The following is a 23,638-nucleotide window of genomic DNA, read 5'->3' on the forward strand; positions in this document are numbered from 1 at the left end:
ATGAAGAAACTGGTTTTGGCGGCGTCGGCCGCCGCATTGCTGGCCGGCTCGTGGCTCGCTCCGGCACAGGCCGAATATCTCAAGGAGCACCGCGGCGGCACCATTCGCCTTCTCGCCCGATCGGCGGCCGGAACGCTCGATCCGCATATCAACTACACGGACCAGGGCTGGCAGATGTACCAGCCGATCTATGACGGCCTGGTCGCCTTCCGCAAAGCCGAGGGCGTCGACGGCTTTTCCATCGTTCCCGACCTGGCCGAGGCGCTGCCCACGGTCAGCAATGACGGCAAGACCTTCACCTTCAAGCTGCGCAAGGGCATCAAGTTCTCCAACGGCCAGGATCTTGGCGTGAAGGACGTCGTCGCCTCCTTCCAGCGCATCTTCAAGATTTCCGGGCCGACCTCGGGCACCTTCTATGCCGGCATCGTTGGCGCCGACAAATGCCTGGCCGACACCAAGAGCTGCACGCTGGAAGGCGGTGTCGTCACCGACGAGACGGCCGGCACGATCACCCTCAATCTCACCAAGCCGGACGCCGAGATCCTCTACAAGCTTGCCTTGCCGCATGCCGTGATCCTGCCGGCGGACACGCCGGCCGAGGATATGGGCTCCAAGCCGATCCCCAGCACCGGCCCGTACATGATCTCGGCCTTCGATCCGAACAAGGGCATGACGGTTTCCCGCAACCCCAATTTCAAACAGTGGAGCGAGGAAGCCCAGCCGGACGGCTATCCGGATGTCGTGCAGTATGATTTCGGCCTGTCGGAAGAGGCGGCCGTGACGGCGATCCAGAACGGCGAAGCCGACTGGATGTTCGACGCGCTGCCCAGCGACCGCCTCGGCGAGCTCGGCAGCAAGTCCATGGACCAGTTGCACATCTCGCCGCTTTCGGCCTGGTGGTACGCGCCGCTGAACACCCGCATGGCGCCATTCGACAATGAAAAGGCGCGCCAGGCCGTCGCCTATGCGGTCGACCGCAACACGCTGGTCAAGCTGTTCGGCGGCAAGGTGCTGGCTTCGCCGGTCTGCCAGGTCCTGCCTCCGGACTTCCCCGGGCACGAGGACTATTGCCCCTTCACCAAGAACCCGGGCGCCAAATGGTCGGCTCCCGATGTCGACAAGGCCAAGCAACTCGTCGAGGAATCGGGCACCAAGGGCCAGAAGGTGACCATCATTGTCGAGGATACCGCCATCTCGCGGTCGATCGGGGTCTATCTGCAGAGCGTGCTGACCAACATCGGCTACGTCGCCGACGTCAAGCCGATCTCGTCCAACCTGCAGTTCACCTATATCCAGAACACCAACAACAAAGTGCAGATGTCCGTCACCCAATGGTACAAGGACTATCCGGCGGCGTCGGACTTCCTGAACATCCTGTTCAGCTGCGCTTCCTATCGCGAAGGTTCGGACGCCTCGATCAACATTTCCGGCTTCTGCGACAAGGATATCGACGCCCAGATGCAGAAGGCGCTGGACCTCGGCGTGACCGATCAGAAGGCGGCCGACAAATTGTGGGCGGCAATCGACAAGCAGGTCACCGACAAGGCGCCGGCGGTCGGCCTCTTCACGCCGAAGCGGCTTGATTTCGTCAGCAAGCGGATCGGCAATTTCAAGTTCAACCCGCAGTTCAACTGGATTATCACCCAATCCTGGGTGCAGTAAGGGCCTGGGTGCAGTAACGAACCGCGGAATCACATACCGTGTCCAGCCAAGTCGCCGCCATGCCGCGCAAGACGCGAGGGCCCTGGGCCGTCGCGTTTGCGAAGCTGGCAACGGACAGGGCCGCCATGGCGTCCCTGGCCGTGTTCCTCATCATCGTTCTCGCCTGTTTCAGCGCGCCGCTCTACGCGAAATGGGCGGGCACGGATCCGTTCGCCTCGACGCTCGACGCCGTCATCCAGATCGACGGCGCCGACGTTCCGGTGATGGAGCAGTCGACCGAGGGACTGGGGCTTGGCTACACGCCGATCGGTCCGACCTGGCGGCTCGGCAATTATTTCCTCGGCGCCGACAGCCAGGGGCGGGACGTCATGGCAAGGTTGCTCTATGGCGGCTTGAACTCGCTTTTGATCTCGGGCGCGGCCACCATCTTCACGCTGATTGTCGGCACGATGGCGGGACTGATCGCGGGTTATTTCGGCGGCATCACCGACACGGTGCTGTCGCGCTTGCTCGACGTGCTCTGGGCGTTTCCGATCTATCTGCTGGCGATCTCGCTTTCCATCGTCACCATCGCGCAAGGCATCGCGATCGGCCCGATCGAGATCCAATCGGGCACCCTATGGCTGCCGATCATCATCATAGGCATCGTCTATATACCCTATGTGGCGCGGCCGATCCGCGGGCAGGTCCTGGCGCTGCGCCACAGCGAGTTCGTGTTCGCCGCGATCAATCTCGGCGTGCCGGGCTGGCGCATCCTGTGGCGCGACATCCTGCCCAACATCACCACCACGCTGATCGTCTTCGTGCCGCTGATGATGGCGCTGAACATGCTGACCGAATCGGCGCTGTCGTTCCTGTCGATCGGCGTGCAGCCGCCGGCCGCGAGCTGGGGCACCATCATCCAGGACGGGCAGGCGCTGCTCTATACGCGACCGCTGGTGGCGTTGGTGCCTGGCCTGGCGATCGCCGTTTCCGTCATGGCGCTCAACGTCTTCGGCGACGGCCTGCGCGATGCGCTCGACCCGCGCTCCAAGGTCCGGCTGGGGCGCGACTGATGTTTTATGCCATCCTTCGCCGCTTCGGTCAGATGCTGTTCGTGATGTTCGGCATCTCGGTCATCGTCTTCCTGATCTTCTTCGCCACGCCCGGCGCCGATCCCGCGGCGCGCATCGCCGGCCGCAACGCGTCGCCTGAAGTGCTGGCGGCGGTGCGCCACAGCTTCGGCTTCGATCAGCCGCTCTACGTGCAATACACGCGCATGATGGAGAAGATCTTCGTCACCGGCGATCTGACCTCCTTCGTCAACCGCGGCTGGAAGGTTGTGCCGGCCGTCATGGATTCGATCCCGGTCACGCTCTCGCTGGTGTTCGGCGCCGCGGTCCTGTGGGTGGTCGTCTCCATCATCATCGGCATCGTCGCCGCGGCCACCCGCGACAGCTGGCTGGACAAGCTTTTGATGGCGCTGGGCCTGCTCGGCATTTCCATGCCGGTCTACTGGCTGGGCGAGGTGATGAACCTGATGACCCAGAGCCGCTATCACGACAGCTGGGCATTCTCCTGGGTGCCGCCGCTTGGCTACAAGAATTTTTCCGACGATCCCAAGGGCTGGTTCCTGACGCTGGTCATCCCATGGATCACGCTGGCCATCCTCTATATCGGCATCTACGGACGCGTGCTGCGCGCGGCCATCATCGAATCCATGCAGGAGGATTACATCCGCACCGCACGCGCCAAGGGCCTGTCGGAGACCCGCATCCTGTTTCGCCACGCGTTGCGCACGTCGCTGATCGCCTTCGTCACGCTGTTCGGCCTCGACTTCGGCGCGCTGGTCGGCGGCTCGGCCTTGCTGACCGAGGTCGTGTTCGGCCTGCACGGCATCGGCAAGCTCACCTATGACGCGCTGCAGAATCTCGATTTGCCGATGATCATGGCGACGGTCATGTATGCCTCCATGTTCGTGGTGATCGCCAATGCGGTCGTCGATTTCGTCTACATCCTTCTCGATCCGCGCCTGAGGGCATCATGATATTGTCGGTGCGCGATCTCAAAGTCTCCTTCCGCACCCATCACGGGCCGGTTCGCGCCATCGACGGCGTTTCCTTCGACCTGGAGGAAAGCGAGATCCTCGGCGTCGTCGGCGAATCCGGCTCCGGCAAGACGGTGTCGCTGCTTGCCGTGATGGGGCTTATCACCGACCCGAACGCCACCATCGAAGGCTCGATCCGTTACAAAGGCCGCGAATTAGTGGGCCTGCCGCCGCGCGAGCTTCGTCGTTTGCGCGGCAACGAGATCGCCATGATCTTCCAGGACCCGATGACGGCGCTCACGCCGGTCTACACCATCGGCTGGCAGATCGCCGAACAGATCCGCGCGCATCGCGGCGTCAGCAAGGCCAAGGCGATGGAGCGCGTCGAGCAGCTGCTGGCGGAGGTGAATTTCCCCAACCCGCACGAGGCGATGTCGCGCTATCCGCACCAGCTTTCCGGCGGCATGCGGCAGCGGGCGGTGATCGCGATGGCCTTGTCCTGCGATCCGGCGCTGCTGGTGGCCGACGAGCCGACCACCGCGCTCGACGTCACCGTGCAGGCCGGCATTCTCGACCTCGTGCGCAAATTGCGGGCGAAGCACAAGTCGGCGGTGGTCTTCATCACGCATGACATGGGCGTGGTCTCCGAGCTCGCCGACCGGGTCATGGTCATGTATGCCGGCCGCGTTGTCGAGCGCGGCACCCGCACCGAACTGTTTTCCGATCCGCGACACCCTTATACGCGCGCGCTGCTCGGCTCGATCCCGCCGCTGACCGGCCAGAAACCGCGCCGCCTGCCGGCGATCCCCGGCTCGCCACCGTCCTTGCTGCAGCTGCCGCAAGGCTGCGCCTTCGGCCCGCGCTGTCCGGTCCGCTACGAGCCCTGCGAGGCCGGCAAGCCGGATCTCGGCGCGAGCGCGCACGCCGCCGCGTGCTTTCGGGTGGCGCAGGCATGAGCGAGCTGATGACAGATACAGATCGGCCGATCCTCGAGACGCGTTCGCTGACAAAACGCTTTTGGATCGGCACTCGCTTTTCCGCCGAAGGCAGGCGGACGGTCCATGCGGTGGACAACGTCTCGCTGAGCGTGCGGCGCGGCGAGACTGTCGGCCTTGTCGGCGAATCCGGATGCGGCAAGTCCACGCTGGCGCGCTGCCTGGTTCGGCTCTACGACATCACCGACGGCAAGCTTCTGTTCGAAGGCGACGACATCACCTCGAAATCGCTGTCCGAGCTCAGGCCGCTGCGGCGGCGCTTGCAAATGGTCTTCCAGGATCCCTCGGCTTCGCTCAATCCGCGCCGGCGCGTCGGCGATCTCGTCGCCGAGCCGCTGCGTATCCATGGCAAGGTTTCGGCGCGTGAGATCACCGCGCGGGTGGCGGAGCTGTTCGAGCTGGTCGGGCTGTTGCCGGACCATATGATGCGCTATCCGCACGAGTTCTCCGGCGGGCAGCGCCAGCGCGTCGGCATCGCGCGGGCGATCGCGTTGAACCCCGACCTTGTCGTGCTGGACGAGCCGGTCTCCGCGCTCGACGTGTCGGTGCAGGCCCAGATCGTCAATCTGCTCGCCGATCTGCAGGAGAAGCTGAAGCTCACCTATATCTTCATCGCCCACGATCTCTCCGTGGTGCGCCAGGTCTCGACCCGCATCGCGGTCATGTATCTGGGCTCGATCGTCGAGGAGGGCCCGGCGGAAGAGGTCTTTGCGAAACCCGCCCATCCCTACAGCCAGGCACTGATCTCGGCGGTTCCCATCGTCGAGACGACGCCTGCGGGCGCGCGCAAGCGCATCATCCTCACCGGCGACGTGCCGAGCCCGCTAAAGCCTCCGTCCGGATGCCGCTTCCATCCGCGATGCCCGATCGCGGCGGACCGGTGCCGTTCCGAGCGGCCGGAACTGAAAGAATATTGTCCGGGTCGCAAAGTGGCCTGCCACTTCCCGACTTTGACCTGAACCGTCTTGTAGCGGGTGGCGGACGCGGACTGCCGGAACGCGCCGGATCAGTTCTTGGCGATGGCGCCGACTTCGACCGAATCGACCCGCTTCAGGCTCATGCCGATCACCGGCACCAGCTGATTGTCGACGCGCACGGCCACCGTCACGGTCATCGAATTGCCGTCGGGGACACGCGCCTGCATGACGCCGTTCAACTGCTTGCGGTTGATGGTGAAAACGACCTTCTGAGCGTCGACGACATTGCCGCCGACAATATCCATGCCATTTTCGGCCGAGCCGCCCATGAAGGTGCCCCTGTAACCATCGCGGCCCTTGCGCTCGACGCTGGCCGACATCTTTTGCGTGAACACGCCGACCCTGCAGCCGCCGTCAAGCGTCATGCCGAGCTTGCTGGCGGGCGTCGAGCCATTGAAATCGCAAGTGAATTTGGTGCCTTTGTACTTGCCGGCGATGATCTCGCCAGGGCCGACCCATCTGCCTTCGACGGAGCGGAAAAACTGCTTGTCCGGCTCTGCGCCAAGGGCCTTTTCGACGAGGCCGAGCGGCGCGGCAATCGCAATGGCGGCAGGCAGGACGCAGGACAGGATCACGCTTCTCATCGACGACACCCGGCACGAAAGAGTCTATTCTTGGGACCGGACCGACCATGCAGAAGATTGGTTAATGCTTCGTCACCCGCGATGGGTCGCGCGTTTACCTTATCGGTCGTCCTGACCGTCCTTTCGTGCCGCGAACGACGTCAGCGCCGAGAGGAAATCGCCAAGGCCCGGGCGCTTCACGGCGATGAACGGCAAGGGGCGTGCCGTTTCCATCGCGGCGATGCCGATGCGCGCCGTCATCATGCCGTTGACCACGCCTTCGCCGAGTTTTGCCGAGAGTTTTGCGGCAAGCCCATGGCCGACGATCTGCTGCACGAAACTGTCGCCCACGGCGATCGAGCCGGTCACCGCCAGATGCGCGAGCACGCCGCGCGCCAGCCGGAAGAAGCCGAGCGTGCCTGGGCGGCCGCCATAGAGATCGGACAAGCGCCGGATCAGCCGCCCGGCTTCGAACACGACATAGGCGATGTCGACCAGCGCGCGAGGGCTGACCGCCGTTATCAGCGACACGCGCTTCGCGGCCTCCAAAATCATGACTTTGGCGCGGGCATCGAGAGGCGACAGGATCTCGGTCTCGGCAAGCCGCACCAGATTGGCGCCGTCGATGATCTCGCCGCGCAATTCGGCCAGCGAACGGCGGCCGGCGGCGGTCTCGGGTTTTGCGGCGACGAAAGCCGAGAGCTCGTCGACCAAGGCGCGCGCCGCCTTGGGGTCGTCGCGCGCCACGGCATCCAGGGCCTGTTTCTGCATCTTTTCGACTTCGGCAAGGCGGGTGATGGCGAGGAATTCGCGGATCAGGATGACGAGCAGCGAGAGCAGCGCGATCGCCGCCATGCCGGCCGCCAGCCAGCCGAGCCATTCGGCGCGCGCGAACAGGTCACGGATCAGCTGGTCGGCCCAAAGGCCGACCGCCAGCGAGACGAGCACGCCGAGAGCGCCGAAGAACAGCCGGGAAAGCAGCGAACGCTTTCTCGGCGCTGTCGCCGGCGGCGGGACCGCGGCCTCGATATCCGGCTCGTCGAAGACGTCGACTTCCGAGGGGATCACGACCGCTACATCGGCCCTCGCGGCACGTGGTCGGCGCGCCGGCGGCTCCTCGGCGGCGCTATTTCGCTGTGGCTGCGGCGGCGCTTCGGTCTCAGGCTCGATGCGGAAGGCCGCCGGTTTGCGGGGCGCGGTCATGCCAGATGATCTCCGATCAGGAACTGCAGCGCGCGGTCGAGCCGGATATGCGGCAGGGACAGCGTGACGCCTTCGGCGGTGCGTTCAAGCTTCGGCGGGCGGAAACGCACGAAGCGGATCGCCGGTTCGGCGCTGTCCACCTGCGATCCGGAAACATCGAACACCGCGTCGACTTTTTCCGGCAAATCGCCCGGGAATATGGCGGTTTCGGCCTTTCCGTCGAATGTCTCGCCGTTGATCTTCTCGCTTTTCAGCGGCGTGCCGATGATGACGGGGAGTGTCTCTCGCCCCCGCTTCACCGTGCCTTCGCGGGTCGAGCGAACCGCCGCCATGGCGACGACATCGACGGCGGCACCGCTGAAATTCGCCCGCGCGACGGCCCGGTCGGTCAGCCGGCGCACGATCGCCTGCAGCCGGTCATGGCTTTCGTGGTGCAAATGGTCCGCCTTGGTCGCGGCCACAAGGATGCGGTCGATGCGGCGCGAGAAGAAGTCGGTCAGGAAATTGCCCCGTCCGGGCCGGAAGCAGGACAGGATCTCGGTTACCGCGCGCTCCAGATCGGCCATCGCGGCCGGGCCGGCATTGAGCGCCTGCATGGCGTCGATCAGCACGATCTGCCGGTCGAGGCGGGCGATGTGCTCGCGAAAGAACGGTTTGACGACATGCGTCTTATAGGCCTCGTAGCGGCGCTCCATCATCGCCCGCAGGGATCCGGAGCGCGGCCGGCCTTGCGACAGTGTCATCAGCGGCGCGAAGGTGAGCGCCGGCGAGCCTTCGAGATCGCCCGGCATCAGGAAACGGCCTGGCGGCAGCGTCGACAGCGCGCGGTCGTCGAGCTTGCACGCCTTGAGATAGGCGGCAAAGCTTTCGGCCAATCGCCGGGCGGTCATCTCGTCGGCGTCGGCATCGGGATCGATGGTGGAGGCCAACTCACGCCAGGCCTGCGACAGGTCGCAGCGGACGGGCAGGACGGCCAACTCGAGCGCCTCGCGCGAAAAATCGGCGAAGGATTTGCCGAGCAGCGGCAGGTCGAGCAGCCATTCGCCGGGATAGTCGACGATGTCGACCGAAAGTTTTCCGGCTGAAAACAGGCGATTCCAGCCGGAAGCCGACTCATATTCGATGGTGAGCCGGAGCTCGGAGATCGCGCGGGTCGAGTCGGGCCAGACCCGCTCGTTCACCAAAGCCGCGACATGGTCTTCATATTGGAACCGCGGAACGGCATCGTCCGGCTGCTCTTCAAGGAAGGCGCGGGCGATGCGGCCGGATTTCTGCGCCTCGAACAGCGGCAGGCGACCGCCATGGATGAGATTGTGGACGAGGGCGGAGATGAACACCGTCTTGCCGGCGCGCGACAGGCCGGTGACGCCAAGGCGCATTGACGGAGAGAAGAGCCCGGCGGCGCGGCCCGACAACGTGTCGAGCGCAATCCTCGCCTCGTCGGTAAAACTGGTCAGCGATGATGCCAAATCAGGCCTCTGGTTGCGCGTCAGCGCCCGATATAGGCCCTGCACCGCGCGTTTGAAATGGCCTCAGAGGTCGGCCGGCGTGAGAAAAGCTTCGAGATAGCCGTTGCCCTGGGCCGCTTCGGCAAGGTTGCCGGGAAAGCGCACCACGGCAAGGCCGGAGGTCGGAAAACCGTGATTCATCATGCCGCGCGCCGTCTGCTCGCCATTTCCGGACACCGCCATGGCCAGATCTTCGGTCATGGGGTTGTGGCCGATCACCAGAAGCTGGCCAGCGTCCCGATTTTTGCGGATGATCTCCAGATAGCCGGCCGCATCCTCGCTGTAGAGCGTGTCGAAGAACAGCACCCGGCCGGTGTCGGTGCGCCCCGCCAGGCCTTCCAGCGTCTGCCTGGCCCGCTTGGCGCTGGAGCAAAGAGTGACGTCCGGCACATAGTTGCGGGCCCGCATGGCCTCTCCGATCGCTTCGGCATCGGCCATGCCCGATTCGTCGAGCGGGCGGTCGAAATCACGCATGCCGGGCAGCGCCCAGCCGGCTTTGGCATGCCGCAACAGATAAAGTCTGCTCAACCGGACCCCCATGGTGCTGCCTTCGTGACAAAGCGCGATTAGTCACCAGAACGATGTCATGCACAATGGTCGGCCCGCAACTGCAACGAATCAGGTGCGAATTCGTTTTCTGCCGTTGAACAACGTTGTCGCCGGAGTTGCCGATGCAAGACTAACAATTGCGTGAAACTGTCGTCGATAGCGCTTGTGCAGGCTCTTTTCCCCGAATATATAGGCGCCAAATTTTGGGGTTGTTGGGTGAGTCGAATGAACGATATCGTTACCGCCAATTACGTACCCTCCGAAGACGAGCCGTTCATGAACGAACGGCAAAAATCGTACTTCCGTCAAAAGCTTATCACCTGGAAGAACGACATTCTGCGCGAAGCGCGCGAAACCCTAGAAATCCTGCAGCAGGAAAACGCCAATCATCCCGACCTAGCCGATCGCGCCTCCTCCGAAACCGATCGTGCCATCGAATTGCGCGCCCGCGATCGCCAACGCAAGCTCATCTCGAAAATCGACTCCGCGCTCCAGCGCATCGACGAAGGCACCTACGGCTATTGCGAGGAGACCGGGGAGCCGATCGCGCTGAAGCGGCTAGATGCGCGTCCGATCGCGACGTTGTCGATCGAGGCGCAGGAGCGTCATGAACGCCGCGAGAAGGTCTATCGCGACGACTGACGCGATCCAACAGGCAGGAACATCAAAAATGGCCGGAATTCCGGCCATTTTTGTTTTCAGCGCTCCCATTGTCTTTGCCGACAAAGGCGCGAAAAGCTCGCTTGCCGGTGACCGGTCAGCGCTTGTGGCTGCCCAACTCGCCAAGCAGCTTGGTCATCTCGTCATCGAGCGAAGGCTTGGCCGCCGGCTTGCTGGGTGCCGGCTCGGAATGCGTCTCGTCGAGAGAGGTCTCGAGCTCGTGCATCAGCGTGTCGTCGATGGAATCGTTTGAGGGCGGCGGCGTGGATCGGGTGCTGCCGTTCGTCGTTCCGTAGCCCGGCAGCGGCATAACCTTCGCCGTCGGCTGGCTCGGCGCCGCCGGCTTGGGCGCGGGTGTGGGCGCCGGCGCGCGCGGACGTGCGACGGCAGGCTGGGCGGCAGGCGGCGGCGGCCGGGCGGGAGCGGGTGCGGGCGCCGGTTGCGGCGCGCGCGGGCGTTGCGCAACTCCTGTCTGCTGCTGACCGGCGTCGCCCGTCAATGCCGGGCGGCGCAGCGCCGCCAGCCTGATGTCGCGCTCGACAACGACATCGGTCGGCCCGCCGATCAGGATCAGATGCTCGATGTCGTCGCGACGCACCAGGACAAGCCGGCGATGGCTGTCGACAGCGGTGGCATCCATCACGGCAAGCCGCGTCTTGCGGTTCCTGCCGCCGGCGACGAAGGTGCCGAACGTCAGGTTGCGGACCACCTTGATGGCGAGCAGGACGACAACCAGCATGATGAGAGCCGCTACCGTCCACAGGATTGCAGCGACATAACCCGGGCCCGCTACATTATCCAGCCACTGCATCGGTGCACCCCAATCGCCATCTTTGAAGTCAGGGAACACTAGACCGTTGGGACCAGCGACCGCAAGTTCACATCACCCATCGTGAACAGTTTGAAACATGAATCGTTGATTTTATCGGACATTTGCCGCCGAGGCCTTTTCCGCTACAGGAGAATGTGATTCAACCGGCCGTCCGTGCCCGTCGGACACCGGAATCACGAGCAGGGGGAACATGGCCAAGGAAGCGCGCGGCGATTTCTATCCGGTACCGATCGTCGACCAGAACACGCGTCCGGGCGCCGTCACTAGGCTCATCGTCTTCATCGTCGTCTTAACCGGCGCCGCGATCGTCTTCGGACTTTTCCGCGAGCGCCTCGGCGATCCTTTCCTGCTCGGCATGCTCGGCGTGCTCGCCATGATCGGCGTCGGCTTCCTGTTCGCGACCGCGATCGGCTTCGTGCAGATCGCACCGCGGTCGACCGGCGACGAATTGTCAAAAGCCTTCGTCGACTCCATGTCGCAGGGCCTGCTGGTCACCGACACCAAGGGCCGCGTCGTCTACGCCAACCGCGCCTATGCCGACATGACGGGTGCCGCCTCGGCCGCCGATCTCAAGACCGTCGAAGGGCTGTTGTCGGATGTTCCCGAAGCCTCGATGACGATCTACCGGCTGGCGTCGGGCCTGCGCGACGGCCAGGCTGGCGACGGCGAGTTCCGGCTGGCGCAGTCGATCAAGCCGGGCGCCGAGCCGGGCGCGCGCTGGTACCGCGCCCGCGCCCGCGCCTTCAGCATGCCCGGGCAAAGGCTGCCGATGCTGGCCTGGCAGCTGGCCGACATCTCGCAGGAACGGGCGGAGCAGGAACGTTTCTTCCTGGACCTGCAAAAGGCCATCGACCATCTCGACCATGCGCCGGCCGGGTTCTTCTCGGCCGATCAGGAGGGCCGCGTCACCTATATCAACGCCACGCTCGCCGAGTGGCTGGGCATCGATCTTGCCTCCTTCACGCCGGGCGCCATCACGCTGCCGGAAATCATCGCCGGCGACGGCATGGCGCTGGTCCGTTCCGTCAAGGCCGATCCGGGCACCACACGCAATGCGGTCATCGACCTCGACCTCACCACGATGAGCGGCCAGGCGCTGCCGGTGCGCTTCATGCACCGGGTATCGGCAAGCCGCGAAGGCGTGAACGGCCCGACCCGCACGATCGTGCTCAACCGCACCCAGGGCGAGGACGCTTCCGCGGAGCTGCGGGCATCCGAGGTTCGCTTCACCCGCTTCTTCAACTCGACGCCGATGGCCATTGCCGGCGTCGATGCGAGCGGACGCATCCTGCGCACCAACGCGCCGTTCCTGCAGCTGTTTTCGTCCGTGGTCGACCGCGACGCCGTCGACCGGCGGGTGCGCTTCGAAACGATCGTTCACGAACGCGACCGGCCGGCATTCGCCGCCGCCTTCGAGAAGGCGCGGCAGCGGCAGGCCAATATCGAGCCGATCGATTCCGTCCTGCCCGGCAATGAGGAGCGCCACATCCGCTTCTACGTCAATGCCGTCGCCGACAGCGCGGGCAGCGAAGGCGCCGAGGAGGCGGCGATCGTCTACGCGGTCGAGACCACCGAGCAGAAGGCGCTCGAGGGCCAGATGGCGCAGAGCCAGAAGATGCAGGCAGTCGGCCAGCTCGCCGGCGGTATCGCGCACGACTTCAACAACGTGCTGACCGCCATCATCATGGCGTCCGACCTTCTCTTGACCAACCACCGGCCGTCGGACCCGTCCTTCCCCGACATCATGAACATCAAGCAGAACGCCAACCGGGCGGCCTCGCTCGTGCGGCAATTGCTCGCCTTCTCGCGCAAGCAGACGCTGCGGCCGGAAGTGCTCAACCTGACCGATGTTCTGGCCGATCTCAGGATGCTGCTCGCGCGCCTCGTCGGCAACGACATCAAGCTGAAGATCGACCACGGCCGCGACCTGTGGCCGGTCAAGGTCGATATCGGCCAGTTCGAGCAGGTGGTGGTCAATCTCGCCGTCAATGCGCGCGATGCCATGCCGAGCGGCGGCGATCTCACTGTGCGCACCCGCAACGTCACCGCCGACGAGTGCAAATCCTTCGCCTACCGCGAATTGACGCCGGCCGACTATGTGCTCGTCGACGTCGAGGACACCGGCAGCGGCATTGAGCCCGAGGTGCTGAAAAAGATGTTCGAGCCCTTCTTCACAACCAAAGAAGTGGGCAAGGGCACCGGCCTCGGCCTGTCGATGGTCTACGGCATCATCAAGCAGACCGGCGGCTTCATCTTCTGCGATTCCGAAGTCGGCAAGGGCACGGTGTTCCGTATCTTCCTGCCGCGCCACATCGCCGAGGTGAAGAAGCAGGCCGAGCCTGGCGAGGCGCCGTCGACAGCGGCGACTGCTCCGGCCAAGACCGCCGATACCGCAAAAGATCTTTCCGGCTCCGCCACGGTGCTTCTGGTCGAGGACGAAGATGCCGTGCGCATGGGCGGCGTCAGGGCGCTGACCTCGCGCGGCTATACCGTGCACGAGGCGTCGTCCGGCGTCGAGGCGCTTGAAGTGTTCGAGGCGCTCGGCGGCAAGGTCGATATCGTCGTGTCCGACGTGGTGATGCCGGAGATGGACGGACCGACATTGCTCGGCGAGCTGCGCAAACGCCAGCCGGACATCAAGTTCGTGTTCGTTTCGGGCTATGCCGAGGACGCGTTTGCGAAGAACCTGCCGGCCGAGGCGCATTTCGGTTTCCTGCCGAAACCGTTCTCGCTCAAGCAACTGGCGACGATCGTCAAGGACGTGCTGGAATCCTAGGGCGTTCAGCGCTTCCTTGGATTGCTCTAAATAAGCCAGAGCTTGCGCATTGCGGCAGTCCTGCCATGATGGTCGCCGGATGGGTCTATCAGGGGTGATAGCGCGTGACGCCGCATATCGAGGCGGGCCGGGGGGGCTATGCCGAAACGGTGCTGTTGCCGGGCGATCCCGAGCGCGCGCAATGGATGGCGGAGATGTTTCTCGAGGCACCGCGCTGCGTCAACCGCCGAAGGGGCGCGCTGGGCTTCACCGGCCGGTTCCGCGGCAAGCCGGTCAGCATCCAGACGACCGGGATAGGGGCGCCGTCTTTCCTGATTTATGCCTTTGAGCTGATGGAGTATTACGGCGTCAAAACGCTGATCCGCACCGGCACATGCGGCGGCTTGTCGGAAGACGTGCCTTTGCGCGGCGTCGTCATCTCCAGCGAGGTGCGGGCCGAGAGTGCAATCAGCGGGCAAGTGTTCGGGCTTTACCAGTCGGCGGGGCCGGACCCGGCGCTGCATGCGCGGGCGCTGCAATGCGCCGCCGATCTCGGTATCGCCTGCAGCGCCGGACTGACGATCTGCAGCGACGTCTTCCACCATCCCGATGGCCGCGCTCGGTTTGACGAGCCGATGGCGCTGGGGGCGTTGGCCGTCGATATGGAAACCAGCGCGCTCTATCGGATTGCGGCACAGTTCGGCGCTCGAGCGCTGTCGCTGCTGACCGTCGTCGACCATGTCGCCACCGGCGAGCTGATCGACGATTCGGAGCGCCAGGCGCTTTTCACCGACATGACCCGGCTGGCGCTCGAAGTCGCAGTCGAGAGCAGTTAGGCGGCTTCCTGCTTCAATGCGGCCTGGTCTTCGGCGCTGGGCCGATGGCCGCGCAAATAGAGCGCGCAGGTCGTGCGCAGCATGGAAGCGAAGTTCGGGATCTGGCCGTTGATCTCGATCGCCTCGTCATAGAGCTTCGAGATGAATTTCGGCGTCGTCAGTCCCTGGCTGTCGGCGATCTCGTCAAGCAGACCCCAGAATGTCGCCTCGAGCTGGATGCTGGTCGAATGGCCGTCGATGCGGATCGACCTGTTGATCTGCCGGTAGCCTTCCGGGTCCTGCCCGGCGAAGACTCTGCACATCGGTACCTCCCGTTGTTGTTTGTCTTGGGCGCCGATTGGGTTGGCTGGCGCCTTTTTGAACACTGCCTGCGTTGGTCATTTTCAATCCGATAGCCGCCGACGGCAATCGGACTTTCGTCCTTAGAATTGGAGCGACACTAGCCGTTTTCCTGCTCCACGCGTGGTAATCGGCTGCCACCACCATTTTTCGCCGGCGCGCATAATCGGCTTCGAAAGCATGAGAGCTCACGGAGTCCGATTTGGCGAAGACGATCCATTCCATGATCAGGGTTCTCGACGAAGCGCGCTCCGTCGACTTCTACAACAAGGCCTTCGGCCTGGAGGTCGCTCAGCGGCTCGATTTCGAGACCTTCACGCTCGTCTATCTCAGCAATGCCAGTTCGCCCTTCGAGGTGGAGCTGACCGTCAACAAGGACCGTACCGAGCCCTACGCGCTTGGCGACGGCTACGGCCATCTCGCCGTCTCGGTCGCCGATCTCGACAGCGAACACGACCGGATCGGCGCGCTCGGTCTCAACCCGAAGAAGATTGTCGAGTTCAATTACGACGGGGCGCTGATCGCCCGCTTCTTCTTCATCGAGGATCCCGACGGCTACAAGATCGAGGTCCTGCAGCGGGGAGGGCGCTTCCAATAGGGGATACGCCGCGGAGAGGCGCGGCGCCAGCAACGGCACTCTCAGGGTGCGAACAGCAAGCAGGGAGGAAAATCATGGTTACAGTCTACGAGAAGAAACCGGGCTATGAGAGAAAGGCCGGACTATCTAGGCGCGAGCTTCTGAAACGTGGCGGCGCGGGCGCGCTGCTCATCATCTCCGGCAGCGCCGTCATCAGCCCCGAACACGCCTGGGGTCTCGAAACCTCGGCGCTGAAGCCCGAAACGATGGCGACGCTGATCCAGGTGGCGCGCGACATCTACCCGCACGACCAGGTGCCGGACAAATATTACGCCATTGCCGTCAAGGGCCATGACGAGACGGCCGCCAAGGACCCCGCCCACAAGGAGCTGATCGAGAAAGGCATCGCCGAGCTCGATAAGAAGGCTGGCAAGGGCGGCTATCGCGGGCTTGGCTGGGAAGAGCAGCGGGTGGCGCTCCTCACCGGTATCGAGAAGACGCCGTTCTTCCAGGCGGTGCGTGGCGGTCTTGTCGTCAGCCTCTACAACCAGAAGGAGGTGTGGCCGATCTTCGGCTACGAAGGCGAGTCCTACTCCAAGGGCGGCTATATCGCGCGCGGCTTCAACGACATCGAGTGGCTGTAGGCCGCTCTGTCACGAACCGCTTTTCGACAGATTTCATGGGAGGAAACCATGGCAGCACAATTTGATCTCAACAATGACGGGGTGGTCGTCATCATCGGCTCCGGCGCGGGCGGCGGCACGCTCGGCAACGAGCTCGCCCAGAAAGGCATCGACGTCGTCATCCTCGAGGCGGGCGCACGCCACGAATATGAGGACTTCATCAACGACGAGTGGGAGTCGTTCGCCCAGCTCGCCTGGAAGGACAAGCGCACCACTTCGGGCGACTGGCGCGTGGCCAAGGATTTTCCGAACCTGCCGGCCTGGATCGTCAAGTCGGTCGGCGGCTCGACCACGCACTGGGCCGGTGCCTCGCTGCGCTTCCAGGAGCACGAGTTCAAGGCGGCCACGACCTACGGCAAGGTCAAGGGCGCGAACCTTCTCGACTGGCCGGTGACGCTGGCCGAGATGGCACCCTATTACGCCAAGGCCGAAGCCAAGATGGGTGTCACCGGCACCAACAATTGGCCGCGGCTGCCGGGCAACAACAATTTCAAGGTGCTCAAGGCCGGCGCCGACAAGCTCGGCTACAAGGAATGCCACACCGGCAACATGGCCATCAATTCGGTGGAGCGCGACGACCGCAATTCCTGCCAGCAGACCGGCTTCTGTTTCCAGGGCTGCAAATGGGGCGCCAAATGGTCGACGCTCTACACCGAAATTCCGAAGGGCGAGGCGACCGGGCATCTGGAGGTGCGACCGAACTCGATGGCGATCAAGATCAATCATGACGCTTCAGGCAAGGTGACCGGCGTCGTCTATGCCGACAAGGACGGCAAGCTGCAGGAGCAGAAAGCCCGCATCGTCGCGGTCGCCGGAAATTCGATCGAGAGCCCGCGCCTGTTGCTCAACTCGGAATCATCGAAATTCCCGCACGGGCTCGCCAACTCGTCGGGGCAGGTGGGCAAGAATTACATGCGCCACACCACCGGCTCGGTCTATGCCATCTTCGACAAGCCGGTGCATATGTATCGCGGCACCACCATGGCCGGCATCATCCGCGACGAGGCGCGCCACGATCCGTCGCGTGGCTTCGTCGGCGGCTATGAGATGGAGACGCTGTCGCTCGGCCTGCCATTCATGGCGGCCTTCCTCAATCCCGGCGGCTGGGGCCGCTCCTTCACCACGGCGCTCGACCATTACGACCATATGGCGGGCCTGTGGATCGTCGGCGAGGATATGCCGCGCGAAGAGAACCGCATCACGCTGCACAAGGACGAGAAGGACGAGCACGGCATGCCGATCGCCGACGTCCATTTCGATGACCATCCGAACGACGAGGCCATGCGCAACCATGCCTACAGCCAAGGCCAGGCGCTCTACGCCGCGGTCGGCGCGACGCGGACCTTCCCGACGCCGCCTTATCCTTCGACCCACAATCTCGGCACCAACCGGATGAGCGAAAAGCCGGAGGACGGCGTCGTCAACAAGCACGGCCAGTCGCACGACATCAAGAACCTGTTCATCTCAGACGGCAGCCAGTTCACCACGGGTGCGGCGGAGAACCCGACGCTGACCATCGTGACGCTGGCGATCCGCCAGGCTGACTACATCGCCGCCCAGATGTCGGCGAAAACGATCTGACCTCCCGACTGCCTGCTGGCGCGGGACCCAAACGGGTTCCGCGCCTTTTTTATGCGGGCTATCTTTTGGTGCAGGTCGAGGCTGTGAAGGCGCCGTCCTGCTGTTTCATGATGATGTCGAACGAAGGACCGCTCGGGTCATCCAAGGTCGCCTGGGTCATCGAGATCGAATTGCCGCCGCTGGTGTAGCCGCCGAGCGGACCGAGCCAGGTGATCTCGCCATTGGGATTCATCTGGTAATTGTAAGGCGGCGGCGCGGCGCCGAAGGTCACCGGGCCGCTGTAGAGGCTGCCCTTGATGGTGATGTCGCCGAGGTTGAAGAACAGGCCAAGCAGGTAGACCTCGCAGTGATAGATGCCGTCCGGCAGCTTGCCGTCGGCAAAATCGGCGCGGGTGCCGCCGGCGGCGGACACAAGAAGCAGGAAAGCCAGGATTGTTCGCAGGGCCATGACGTCGCTCGTTTGCACGGCGACCTTGCCCCATTTCGCCATGAGCCCGCAACAGGGCTGACAAAGCTATCCTTGCTGATGTGGTGAAATCGTAGGCATTTTTACAATTTGGGCAAAATATAGGCAGAGGTGCGTAAACTTTTCTCAATCCTGCCGCGTTGCAGTAGAGGCGACAGTTGCGCGGCTATCATATAACCGACTGTAATCACGGCATTATCGCGAAAATCAGTTCAGCGCATTCCTATCTGGCACGTCGCTTGCACCCGCTAATATTGCGATGCAAAACAACCAGCTTGGGAGTGTGTCATATGAGGGGTAACTTCGCGAAAATAACAAAAATCCTGTCCGCCGGCGTCGTCGCGGCTGGTCTGCTGGCTTCAGCTTCCGCCAAGGCGGCTGAAGACACGATCAAGGTCGGTATCCTCCATTCGCTGTCGGGGACCATGGCGATTTCGGAAACGACGCTGAAAGACGTCATGCTGATGCTGATCGACGAGCAAAACGCCAAGGGCGGCCTGCTCGGCAAGAAACTGGAAGCCGTGGTGGTCGATCCGGCGTCCAACTGGCCGCTCTTCGCCGAAAAGGCGCGCGAGCTGATCTCGAAGGACAAGGTCGCGGCCGTGTTCGGCTGCTGGACCTCGGTGTCGCGCAAATCGGTTCTGCCGGTGTTCTCGGAACTCGACAATATCCTGTTCTATCCCGTCCAGTATGAGGGCGAGGAGAGCGAGCGCAACGTCTTCTACACCGGTGCGGCGCCGAACCAGCAGGCCATTCCGGCCGTCGATTACCTGATGAGCGCCGATGGCGGCTCGGTGAAGCGCTGGGTGCTTGAAGGCACCGACTATGTCTATCCGCGCACCACCAACAAGATCCTCGAAGCCTATCTCAAGTCGAAGGGCGTGCCGGCCGAGGACATCATGGTCAACTACACGCCGTTCGGCTTCTCCGACTGGCAGACCGAGGTCTCGGCGATCAAGAAATTCGGCTCGGCCGGCAAGAAGACGGCCGTGGTGTCGACCGTCAACGGCGATGCCAACGTGCCGTTCTACAAGGAGCTCGGCAACCAGGGCGTCAAGGCCGAGGACATTCCGGTCATGGCCTTCTCGGTCGGCGAGGAAGAATTGGCCGGTCTCGACACCGGGCCGCTGGTCGGCCATCTCGCCGCCTGGAACTACTTCGAAAGCATCGACACGCCGGCGAACAAGAAGTTCATCGACGACTGGCACAAGTTCATCAAGAACGACAAGCGCACCACCAACGACCCGATGGAAGCCCACTATATCGGCTTCAACATGTGGGTGAAGGCGGTGGAGAAGGCCGGCACCACCGATCCGGACAAGGTCATCGACGCCATGGTCGGCGTTTCGGTGCCGAACCTGACCGGCGGCTATTCGACGATGATGCCCAACCACCACATCACCAAGCCGGTGCTGATCGGCGAGATCCAGGCCGACGGCCAGTTCGAGACCGTTTCGCAAACGCCCGGCCTCGTCATGGGCGACGAATGGTCCGACTACCTGCCGGATTCCAAGGACCTGATCTCCGATTGGCGCGCGCCTCTGTCCTGCGGCAACTTCAACGTCGCCACCGGAAAGTGCGGCGGCAAGGGCACCAACTGATCCCGGTCCGTGATCCCAGGTCTGTCGGATCGCGGAGTGGCCCCGCGATCCGAGACCGCCGCCCGGGCAGGTTCCTGACCCGCCCGGGCAAGATCCCTGAAACCTAGTTTTGCGCAATTCCGGACGGAAAACCGCTTCACACTTTTCCTGGAATTGCTTGAGAAAGCTGCTTGAAAACGACGATGCTGCTGCTGCGCGCAATCGGTCTGATGTTGCTGCTGACGATGGCTGGACTGACGCCGTCGAAGGCGGCTGAGGCCGACCTTCGCGCATCGATCGGCAAATTCGCAGCTGCAACCGGCTTCTCGGCTACCGAGGCCGTCGTGCGCGAGCTTGCCGCGAGCGGCGATCCCGCCGTCGAGCGGCCGCTTTCGGCGCTGGCCGACGGCAATCTCTACATCCGCAAGGCCGATTCCCAGGTTTTTGTCGGCAAGGAGAGCGGCGACAGCATCGAGCTGCTCGATCCGCTGAGCGGCGAGAACGCCGCCGAAGCGGCCAAGGCCGACCTCACCAAGATCAAGGTCAATAACGGGCTGCGTCGTGTCATCCGCGACGCGCTGGGCACGCTGACCTTGCGCGCCAAGGACGCAAGCGTGCGTCTTGCCGCGGCAATGACGATGTTCAAGACGCCCGATGCGGCGAACATCGGGCCGCTGGATGCCGCAATCGCCGCCGAAATCGATCCCGGCGTCAAGGCCCTGTTCGAGCAGGCGCGCGCGGCATCGGTTCTGGTTTCCGACAAGCCCGAAGCCGATAAGCTCGCGGCGATCTCGGTCGTCGCCGCTCGCGGCGACCGCGACGCGCTCTCGCTGCTCACCTCAGTTGAGGCGAACGCCCAGGGCGCGGTCAAGGAGGCGGCAGCCGCCGCGATCGGCAAGATCAACTCCAAGCTGGCTTTGTGGGATGCGGGCCAGAACATCTGGTACGGCATTTCGCTGGGATCGGTGCTGCTGCTTGCGGCGATCGGGCTTGCCATCACCTTCGGCGTCATGGGCGTCATCAACATGGCGCATGGCGAGATGGTGATGCTCGGCGCCTACACCACCTTCGTCGTCCAGCAAGTTATCCGCACCTCGTTTCCGGGCCTGTTCGACTGGTCGCTGGTGATCGCGCTGCCGCTCGCCTTCCTTGTCGCGGGGCTGGTCGGCCTTGCAATCGAACGCGGCATCATCCGCTTCCTCTATGGCCGCCCGCTCGAAACGCTTCTGGCCACCTGGGGCGTCTCGCTGGTCCTGCAGCAGGCGGTGCGCACCATCTTCGGGCCGACCAACCAGGAGGTCGGCAATCCGTCCTGGATGTCGGGTTCGTTCGATGTCGGCCAGCTGGCCATCACCTGGAACCGGCTGTGGATCTTGGTGTTCGCGCTCGCCGTGTTCGGTGTGCTGCTCTACGTCATGAAGCGCACGGCCTGGGGTCTGCAGATGCGCGCCGTCACCGCCAACCGCCGCATGGCCGCCTCGATGGGCATCAGGACGCCCTGGGTCGACGCGCTGACCTTTGCGTTGGGCTCGGGCATCGCCGGGATCGCGGGCGTGGCGCTCAGCCAGATCGACAATGTCTCGCCCAATCTCGGCCGCGGCTACATCATCGACAGTTTCATGGTCGTGGTCTTCGGCGGCGTCGGCAATCTGTGGGGGACGCTGGTCGGCGCCCTCTCGCTCGGCATCGTCAACAAATTCCTCGAGCCCTATGCCGGCGCGGTGCTCGGCAAGATCGTCATGCTGGTGCTGATCATCCTGTTCATCCAGAAACGCCCGCGCGGCCTGTTCGCGCTGAAGGGCAGGGCGGTGGAAGCATGATCGCGCAGCGCTTCCTTTCCGCCGATCGCCGCATCGGCATTGCCATCTTCGTCCTGCTGGCCGCCGCCATCATCGTGCCCCTGCTCGACCTGGCGGTCTCGCCGCAAAGCGCCTTCTACATCCCGCCTTACATCGTGGCGCTGATTGGCAAATATCTCTGCTACGCGCTGCTGGCGCTGGCGCTCGACCTGGTCTGGGGCTATTGCGGCATCCTTTCGCTCGGCCACGGCGCCTTCTTCGCGCTTGGCGGCTATGCGATGGGCATGTATCTGATGCGCCAGATCGGCTCGCGCGGCGTCTACGGCAATCCCATCCTGCCGGACTTCATGGTGTTCCTGAACTACAAGCAGCTGCCCTGGTTCTGGTACGGCTTCGATCATTTCTGGTTCGCGGCGCTCATGGTGCTGGCCGTGCCTGGCCTGCTCGCCTTCGTCTTCGGCTGGTTCGCCTTCCGCAGCCGCGTCACCGGCGTCTATCTTTCGATCATCACCCAGGCGATGACCTATGCGCTGCTGCTCGCCTTCTTCCGCAACGACATGGGCTTCGGCGGCAACAACGGCCTGACCGATTTCAAGGATATACTCGGCTTCAGCGTCCAGGCCGACGCGACGCGCTCGGCGCTGTTTGCGGCTAGCGCCGTGACGCTGGCGCTCGCCGTCTTCGTCACCGCTGCGATCGTGCGCTCAAAATACGGCAAGCTCCTGATGGCGGTGCGCGACGCCGAAAGCCGCACCCGTTTCCTCGGCTGGCGGGCGGAGAACGTCAAGCTGTTCGCCTTCACCGTCTCGGCTATCATGGCCGGCATCGCCGGCGCGCTTTACGTGCCGCAGGTCGGCATCATCAATCCCGGCGAATTCGAGCCGTCCAACTCGATCGAGGTGGTGATCTGGACCGCCGTCGGCGGGCGCGGCACCATTGTCGGCCCGATCCTCGGCGCGCTGCTGGTCAACGCCGGCAAATCCTGGTTCACCGGCGTGCTGCCGGAATTCTGGCTGTTCGCCCTGGGCGGCCTGTTCGTCGCCGTCACGCTGCTTTTGCCCAAGGGCATCGTCGGCATGTGGGATGCCTGGCGCAGCCAGGCCAAGGCGCTGCGGTCAGCTTCGCTTGCGGCGGAGGCCGGCGCCGATCCGCAGGCGCCGGAGCCGAAGATCGTGCGCTCGGCGGCGACGACGCCCGGCGCCTGGTCTGCCACCGGCGCCGAGCCGCAGCCGGCGGAGTGAACGATCATGAGCAAGTCGAACACCATCCTTTATCTCGACGGCGTCTCGGTTTCCTTCGATGGCTTTCGCGCCATCAACAAGCTGTCGCTGGTGCTCGACAGGGGCGAAATGCGCGCCATCATCGGACCCAACGGCGCCGGCAAGACGACGATGATGGACATCGTCACCGGCAAGGCGCGGCCGGACGAGGGCGAGGTGTTCTTCGACGGCGAGGTCGATCTCACGCGGCATGACGAGGCCGAGATCGCCATGATGGGCATCGGCCGCAAATTCCAGAAGCCGACGGTCTTCGAGAGCCATAGCGTCGAGGACAATCTCATGCTGGCGCTGAAAGGGCCGCGTTCGATCTTCCCGGCGCTGTTCCATCGCCGCTCGGCGGCCGAGACGCGGCGCATCGACGACATCCTAGGCATCATCCGTCTCGGCGACAAGCGCGGCGAGCTCGCCGCCAACCTCAGTCACGGCCAGAAGCAATGGCTGGAGATCGGCATGCTCCTGGCGCAGGACCCAAAGCTTTTGCTCGTCGACGAGCCGGTCGCCGGGATGACCGATGCGGAGACCGAGGAGACCGCGCGTCTGCTCAAGGACATCGCCCGCGACCATTCGGTGGTGGTCGTCGAGCATGACATGCATTTCGTGCGCGAGCTCGGCGTCAAGGTTACCTGCCTGCACGAGGGCTCGGTGCTGTCGGAAGGCACACTCGATTTCGTCTCGGCGGACGAGCGTGTCGTCGAAGTCTATCTGGGGCGGTGAGCATGGTTTGGCGGGTTCCATTTTGCCGTTTCGATTTCGCCTTCCTGAAGCGC

The 23,638-nt window shown here is 63.8% G+C and carries 22 protein-coding genes; 15 read left to right on the forward strand and 7 right to left on the reverse strand.

Annotated elements, in window-relative coordinates:
- The 5 genes from LB525_RS09440 to LB525_RS09460 are packed head-to-tail and all read left to right on the forward strand — an operon-like array spanning position 1 to position 5,642.
- On the forward strand, positions 1 to 1,662 hold the full coding sequence (locus tag LB525_RS09440; protein WP_224544424.1) for an ABC transporter substrate-binding protein: 1,662 nt from the start codon (positions 1 to 3) through the stop codon (positions 1,660 to 1,662).
- A gap of 59 nt (positions 1,663 to 1,721) precedes the next feature.
- Entirely contained in the window at positions 1,722 to 2,717 is a 996-nt protein-coding gene (locus tag LB525_RS09445) for an ABC transporter permease (RefSeq protein ID WP_224544579.1), read from the forward strand.
- Positions 2,717 to 3,688, forward strand: coding sequence for an ABC transporter permease (locus tag LB525_RS09450; RefSeq protein ID WP_095765266.1), 972 nt, complete (start codon positions 2,717 to 2,719; stop codon positions 3,686 to 3,688). Before LB525_RS09445 ends, LB525_RS09450 begins: the two co-directional genes overlap by 1 nt.
- The gene (locus LB525_RS09455) at positions 3,685 to 4,644 is read left to right on the forward strand and encodes an ABC transporter ATP-binding protein (RefSeq protein WP_263492742.1); all 960 of its coding nucleotides are present in this window, start codon (positions 3,685 to 3,687) and stop codon (positions 4,642 to 4,644) included. Before LB525_RS09450 ends, LB525_RS09455 begins: the two co-directional genes overlap by 4 nt.
- 8 nt (positions 4,645 to 4,652) lie before the next feature.
- Complete coding sequence (locus LB525_RS09460; protein ID WP_224544426.1) at positions 4,653 to 5,642, forward strand: ABC transporter ATP-binding protein; 990 nt, start codon at positions 4,653 to 4,655, stop codon at positions 5,640 to 5,642.
- 47 nt (positions 5,643 to 5,689) lie between these two features.
- Here LB525_RS09460 and LB525_RS09465 read toward each other — a convergent pair whose 3' ends face one another.
- From LB525_RS09465 to LB525_RS09480, 4 genes are all read right to left on the reverse strand, one after another.
- Complete coding sequence (locus tag LB525_RS09465) at positions 5,690 to 6,244, reverse strand: hypothetical protein (protein ID WP_224544427.1); 555 nt, start codon at positions 6,242 to 6,244, stop codon at positions 5,690 to 5,692.
- Between the two features lie 99 nt (positions 6,245 to 6,343).
- A complete protein-coding gene (locus LB525_RS09470) occupies positions 6,344 to 7,426 on the reverse strand; it encodes a YcjF family protein (protein ID WP_224544428.1) in 1,083 nt (360 codons plus the stop codon).
- Entirely contained in the window at positions 7,423 to 8,895 is a 1,473-nt protein-coding gene (locus LB525_RS09475) for a YcjX family protein (RefSeq protein ID WP_224544429.1), read from the reverse strand. Before LB525_RS09475 ends, LB525_RS09470 begins: the two co-directional genes overlap by 4 nt.
- Positions 8,896 to 8,958: 63 nt before the next feature.
- The gene (locus LB525_RS09480; protein ID WP_095765607.1) at positions 8,959 to 9,462 is read right to left on the reverse strand and encodes a SixA phosphatase family protein; all 504 of its coding nucleotides are present in this window, start codon (positions 9,460 to 9,462) and stop codon (positions 8,959 to 8,961) included.
- Positions 9,463 to 9,708: 246 nt separating this feature from the next.
- Here LB525_RS09480 and dksA point away from each other — a divergent pair, with 246 nt between their 5' ends.
- Positions 9,709 to 10,125, forward strand: coding sequence for an RNA polymerase-binding protein DksA (dksA, locus tag LB525_RS09485; RefSeq protein ID WP_095765270.1), 417 nt, complete (start codon positions 9,709 to 9,711; stop codon positions 10,123 to 10,125).
- A 115-nt stretch (positions 10,126 to 10,240) separates the two neighbouring features.
- Here the strand turns inward: dksA and LB525_RS09490 are convergent, their stop codons facing one another.
- Positions 10,241 to 10,954, reverse strand: coding sequence for a flagellar biosynthetic protein FliO (locus tag LB525_RS09490; RefSeq protein WP_224544430.1), 714 nt, complete (start codon positions 10,952 to 10,954; stop codon positions 10,241 to 10,243).
- A 211-nt stretch (positions 10,955 to 11,165) separates the two neighbouring features.
- Here LB525_RS09490 and cckA point away from each other — a divergent pair, with 211 nt between their 5' ends.
- A complete protein-coding gene (cckA, locus tag LB525_RS09495) occupies positions 11,166 to 13,751 on the forward strand; it encodes a cell cycle histidine kinase CckA (protein ID WP_224544431.1) in 2,586 nt (861 codons plus the stop codon).
- A gap of 104 nt (positions 13,752 to 13,855) precedes the next feature.
- The gene (locus LB525_RS09500; protein WP_224544432.1) at positions 13,856 to 14,566 is read left to right on the forward strand and encodes a DeoD-type purine-nucleoside phosphorylase; all 711 of its coding nucleotides are present in this window, start codon (positions 13,856 to 13,858) and stop codon (positions 14,564 to 14,566) included.
- On the opposite strand, the gene LB525_RS09505 is transcribed toward LB525_RS09500, so the two are convergent.
- Positions 14,563 to 14,868, reverse strand: a complete 306-nt coding sequence (locus LB525_RS09505) for a ribbon-helix-helix domain-containing protein (protein ID WP_095765274.1) — start codon at positions 14,866 to 14,868, stop codon at positions 14,563 to 14,565. The two genes, LB525_RS09500 and LB525_RS09505, sit on opposite strands and share 4 nt — an antisense overlap.
- A 239-nt stretch (positions 14,869 to 15,107) precedes the next feature.
- On the opposite strand from LB525_RS09505, the gene LB525_RS09510 reads away from it, so the two are divergent.
- From LB525_RS09510 to LB525_RS09520, 3 genes are all read left to right on the forward strand, one after another.
- Positions 15,108 to 15,503 (forward strand): VOC family protein, encoded by a 396-nt coding sequence (locus LB525_RS09510; RefSeq protein ID WP_224544433.1) that lies wholly within the window; start codon positions 15,108 to 15,110, stop codon positions 15,501 to 15,503.
- Between the two features lie 74 nt (positions 15,504 to 15,577).
- Entirely contained in the window at positions 15,578 to 16,126 is a 549-nt protein-coding gene (locus tag LB525_RS09515; RefSeq protein WP_095765276.1) for a Twin-arginine translocation pathway signal, read from the forward strand.
- A 48-nt stretch (positions 16,127 to 16,174) separates the two neighbouring features.
- Positions 16,175 to 17,746 (forward strand): GMC family oxidoreductase, encoded by a 1,572-nt coding sequence (locus LB525_RS09520; RefSeq protein WP_095765277.1) that lies wholly within the window; start codon positions 16,175 to 16,177, stop codon positions 17,744 to 17,746.
- Between the two features lie 58 nt (positions 17,747 to 17,804).
- On the opposite strand, the gene LB525_RS09525 is transcribed toward LB525_RS09520, so the two are convergent.
- On the reverse strand, positions 17,805 to 18,194 hold the full coding sequence (locus LB525_RS09525) for a hypothetical protein (RefSeq protein ID WP_224544434.1): 390 nt from the start codon (positions 18,192 to 18,194) through the stop codon (positions 17,805 to 17,807).
- A 308-nt stretch (positions 18,195 to 18,502) separates the two neighbouring features.
- Between LB525_RS09525 and urtA the strand changes: the two genes are divergently transcribed.
- From urtA to urtD, 4 genes are all read left to right on the forward strand, one after another.
- Positions 18,503 to 19,813, forward strand: a complete 1,311-nt coding sequence (gene urtA, locus LB525_RS09530; protein WP_095765278.1) for an urea ABC transporter substrate-binding protein — start codon at positions 18,503 to 18,505, stop codon at positions 19,811 to 19,813.
- Positions 19,814 to 19,995: 182 nt separating this feature from the next.
- A complete protein-coding gene (urtB, locus tag LB525_RS09535) occupies positions 19,996 to 21,612 on the forward strand; it encodes an urea ABC transporter permease subunit UrtB (RefSeq protein ID WP_224544435.1) in 1,617 nt (538 codons plus the stop codon).
- Positions 21,609 to 22,832 carry an urea ABC transporter permease subunit UrtC gene (gene urtC, locus LB525_RS09540; protein ID WP_095765280.1) on the forward strand — a complete coding sequence of 408 codons (1,224 nt, stop codon included), beginning with the start codon at positions 21,609 to 21,611 and terminating at the stop codon, positions 22,830 to 22,832. Before urtB ends, urtC begins: the two co-directional genes overlap by 4 nt.
- Positions 22,833 to 22,838: 6 nt before the next feature.
- Positions 22,839 to 23,585 (forward strand): urea ABC transporter ATP-binding protein UrtD, encoded by a 747-nt coding sequence (gene urtD / locus LB525_RS09545; RefSeq protein WP_224544436.1) that lies wholly within the window; start codon positions 22,839 to 22,841, stop codon positions 23,583 to 23,585.
- Positions 23,586 to 23,638: the final 53 nt, after the last annotated feature.

This window comes from Mesorhizobium sp. CA16 (assembly GCF_020165175.1).
In the GTDB taxonomy this organism is placed as follows: domain Bacteria; phylum Pseudomonadota; class Alphaproteobacteria; order Rhizobiales; family Rhizobiaceae; genus Mesorhizobium.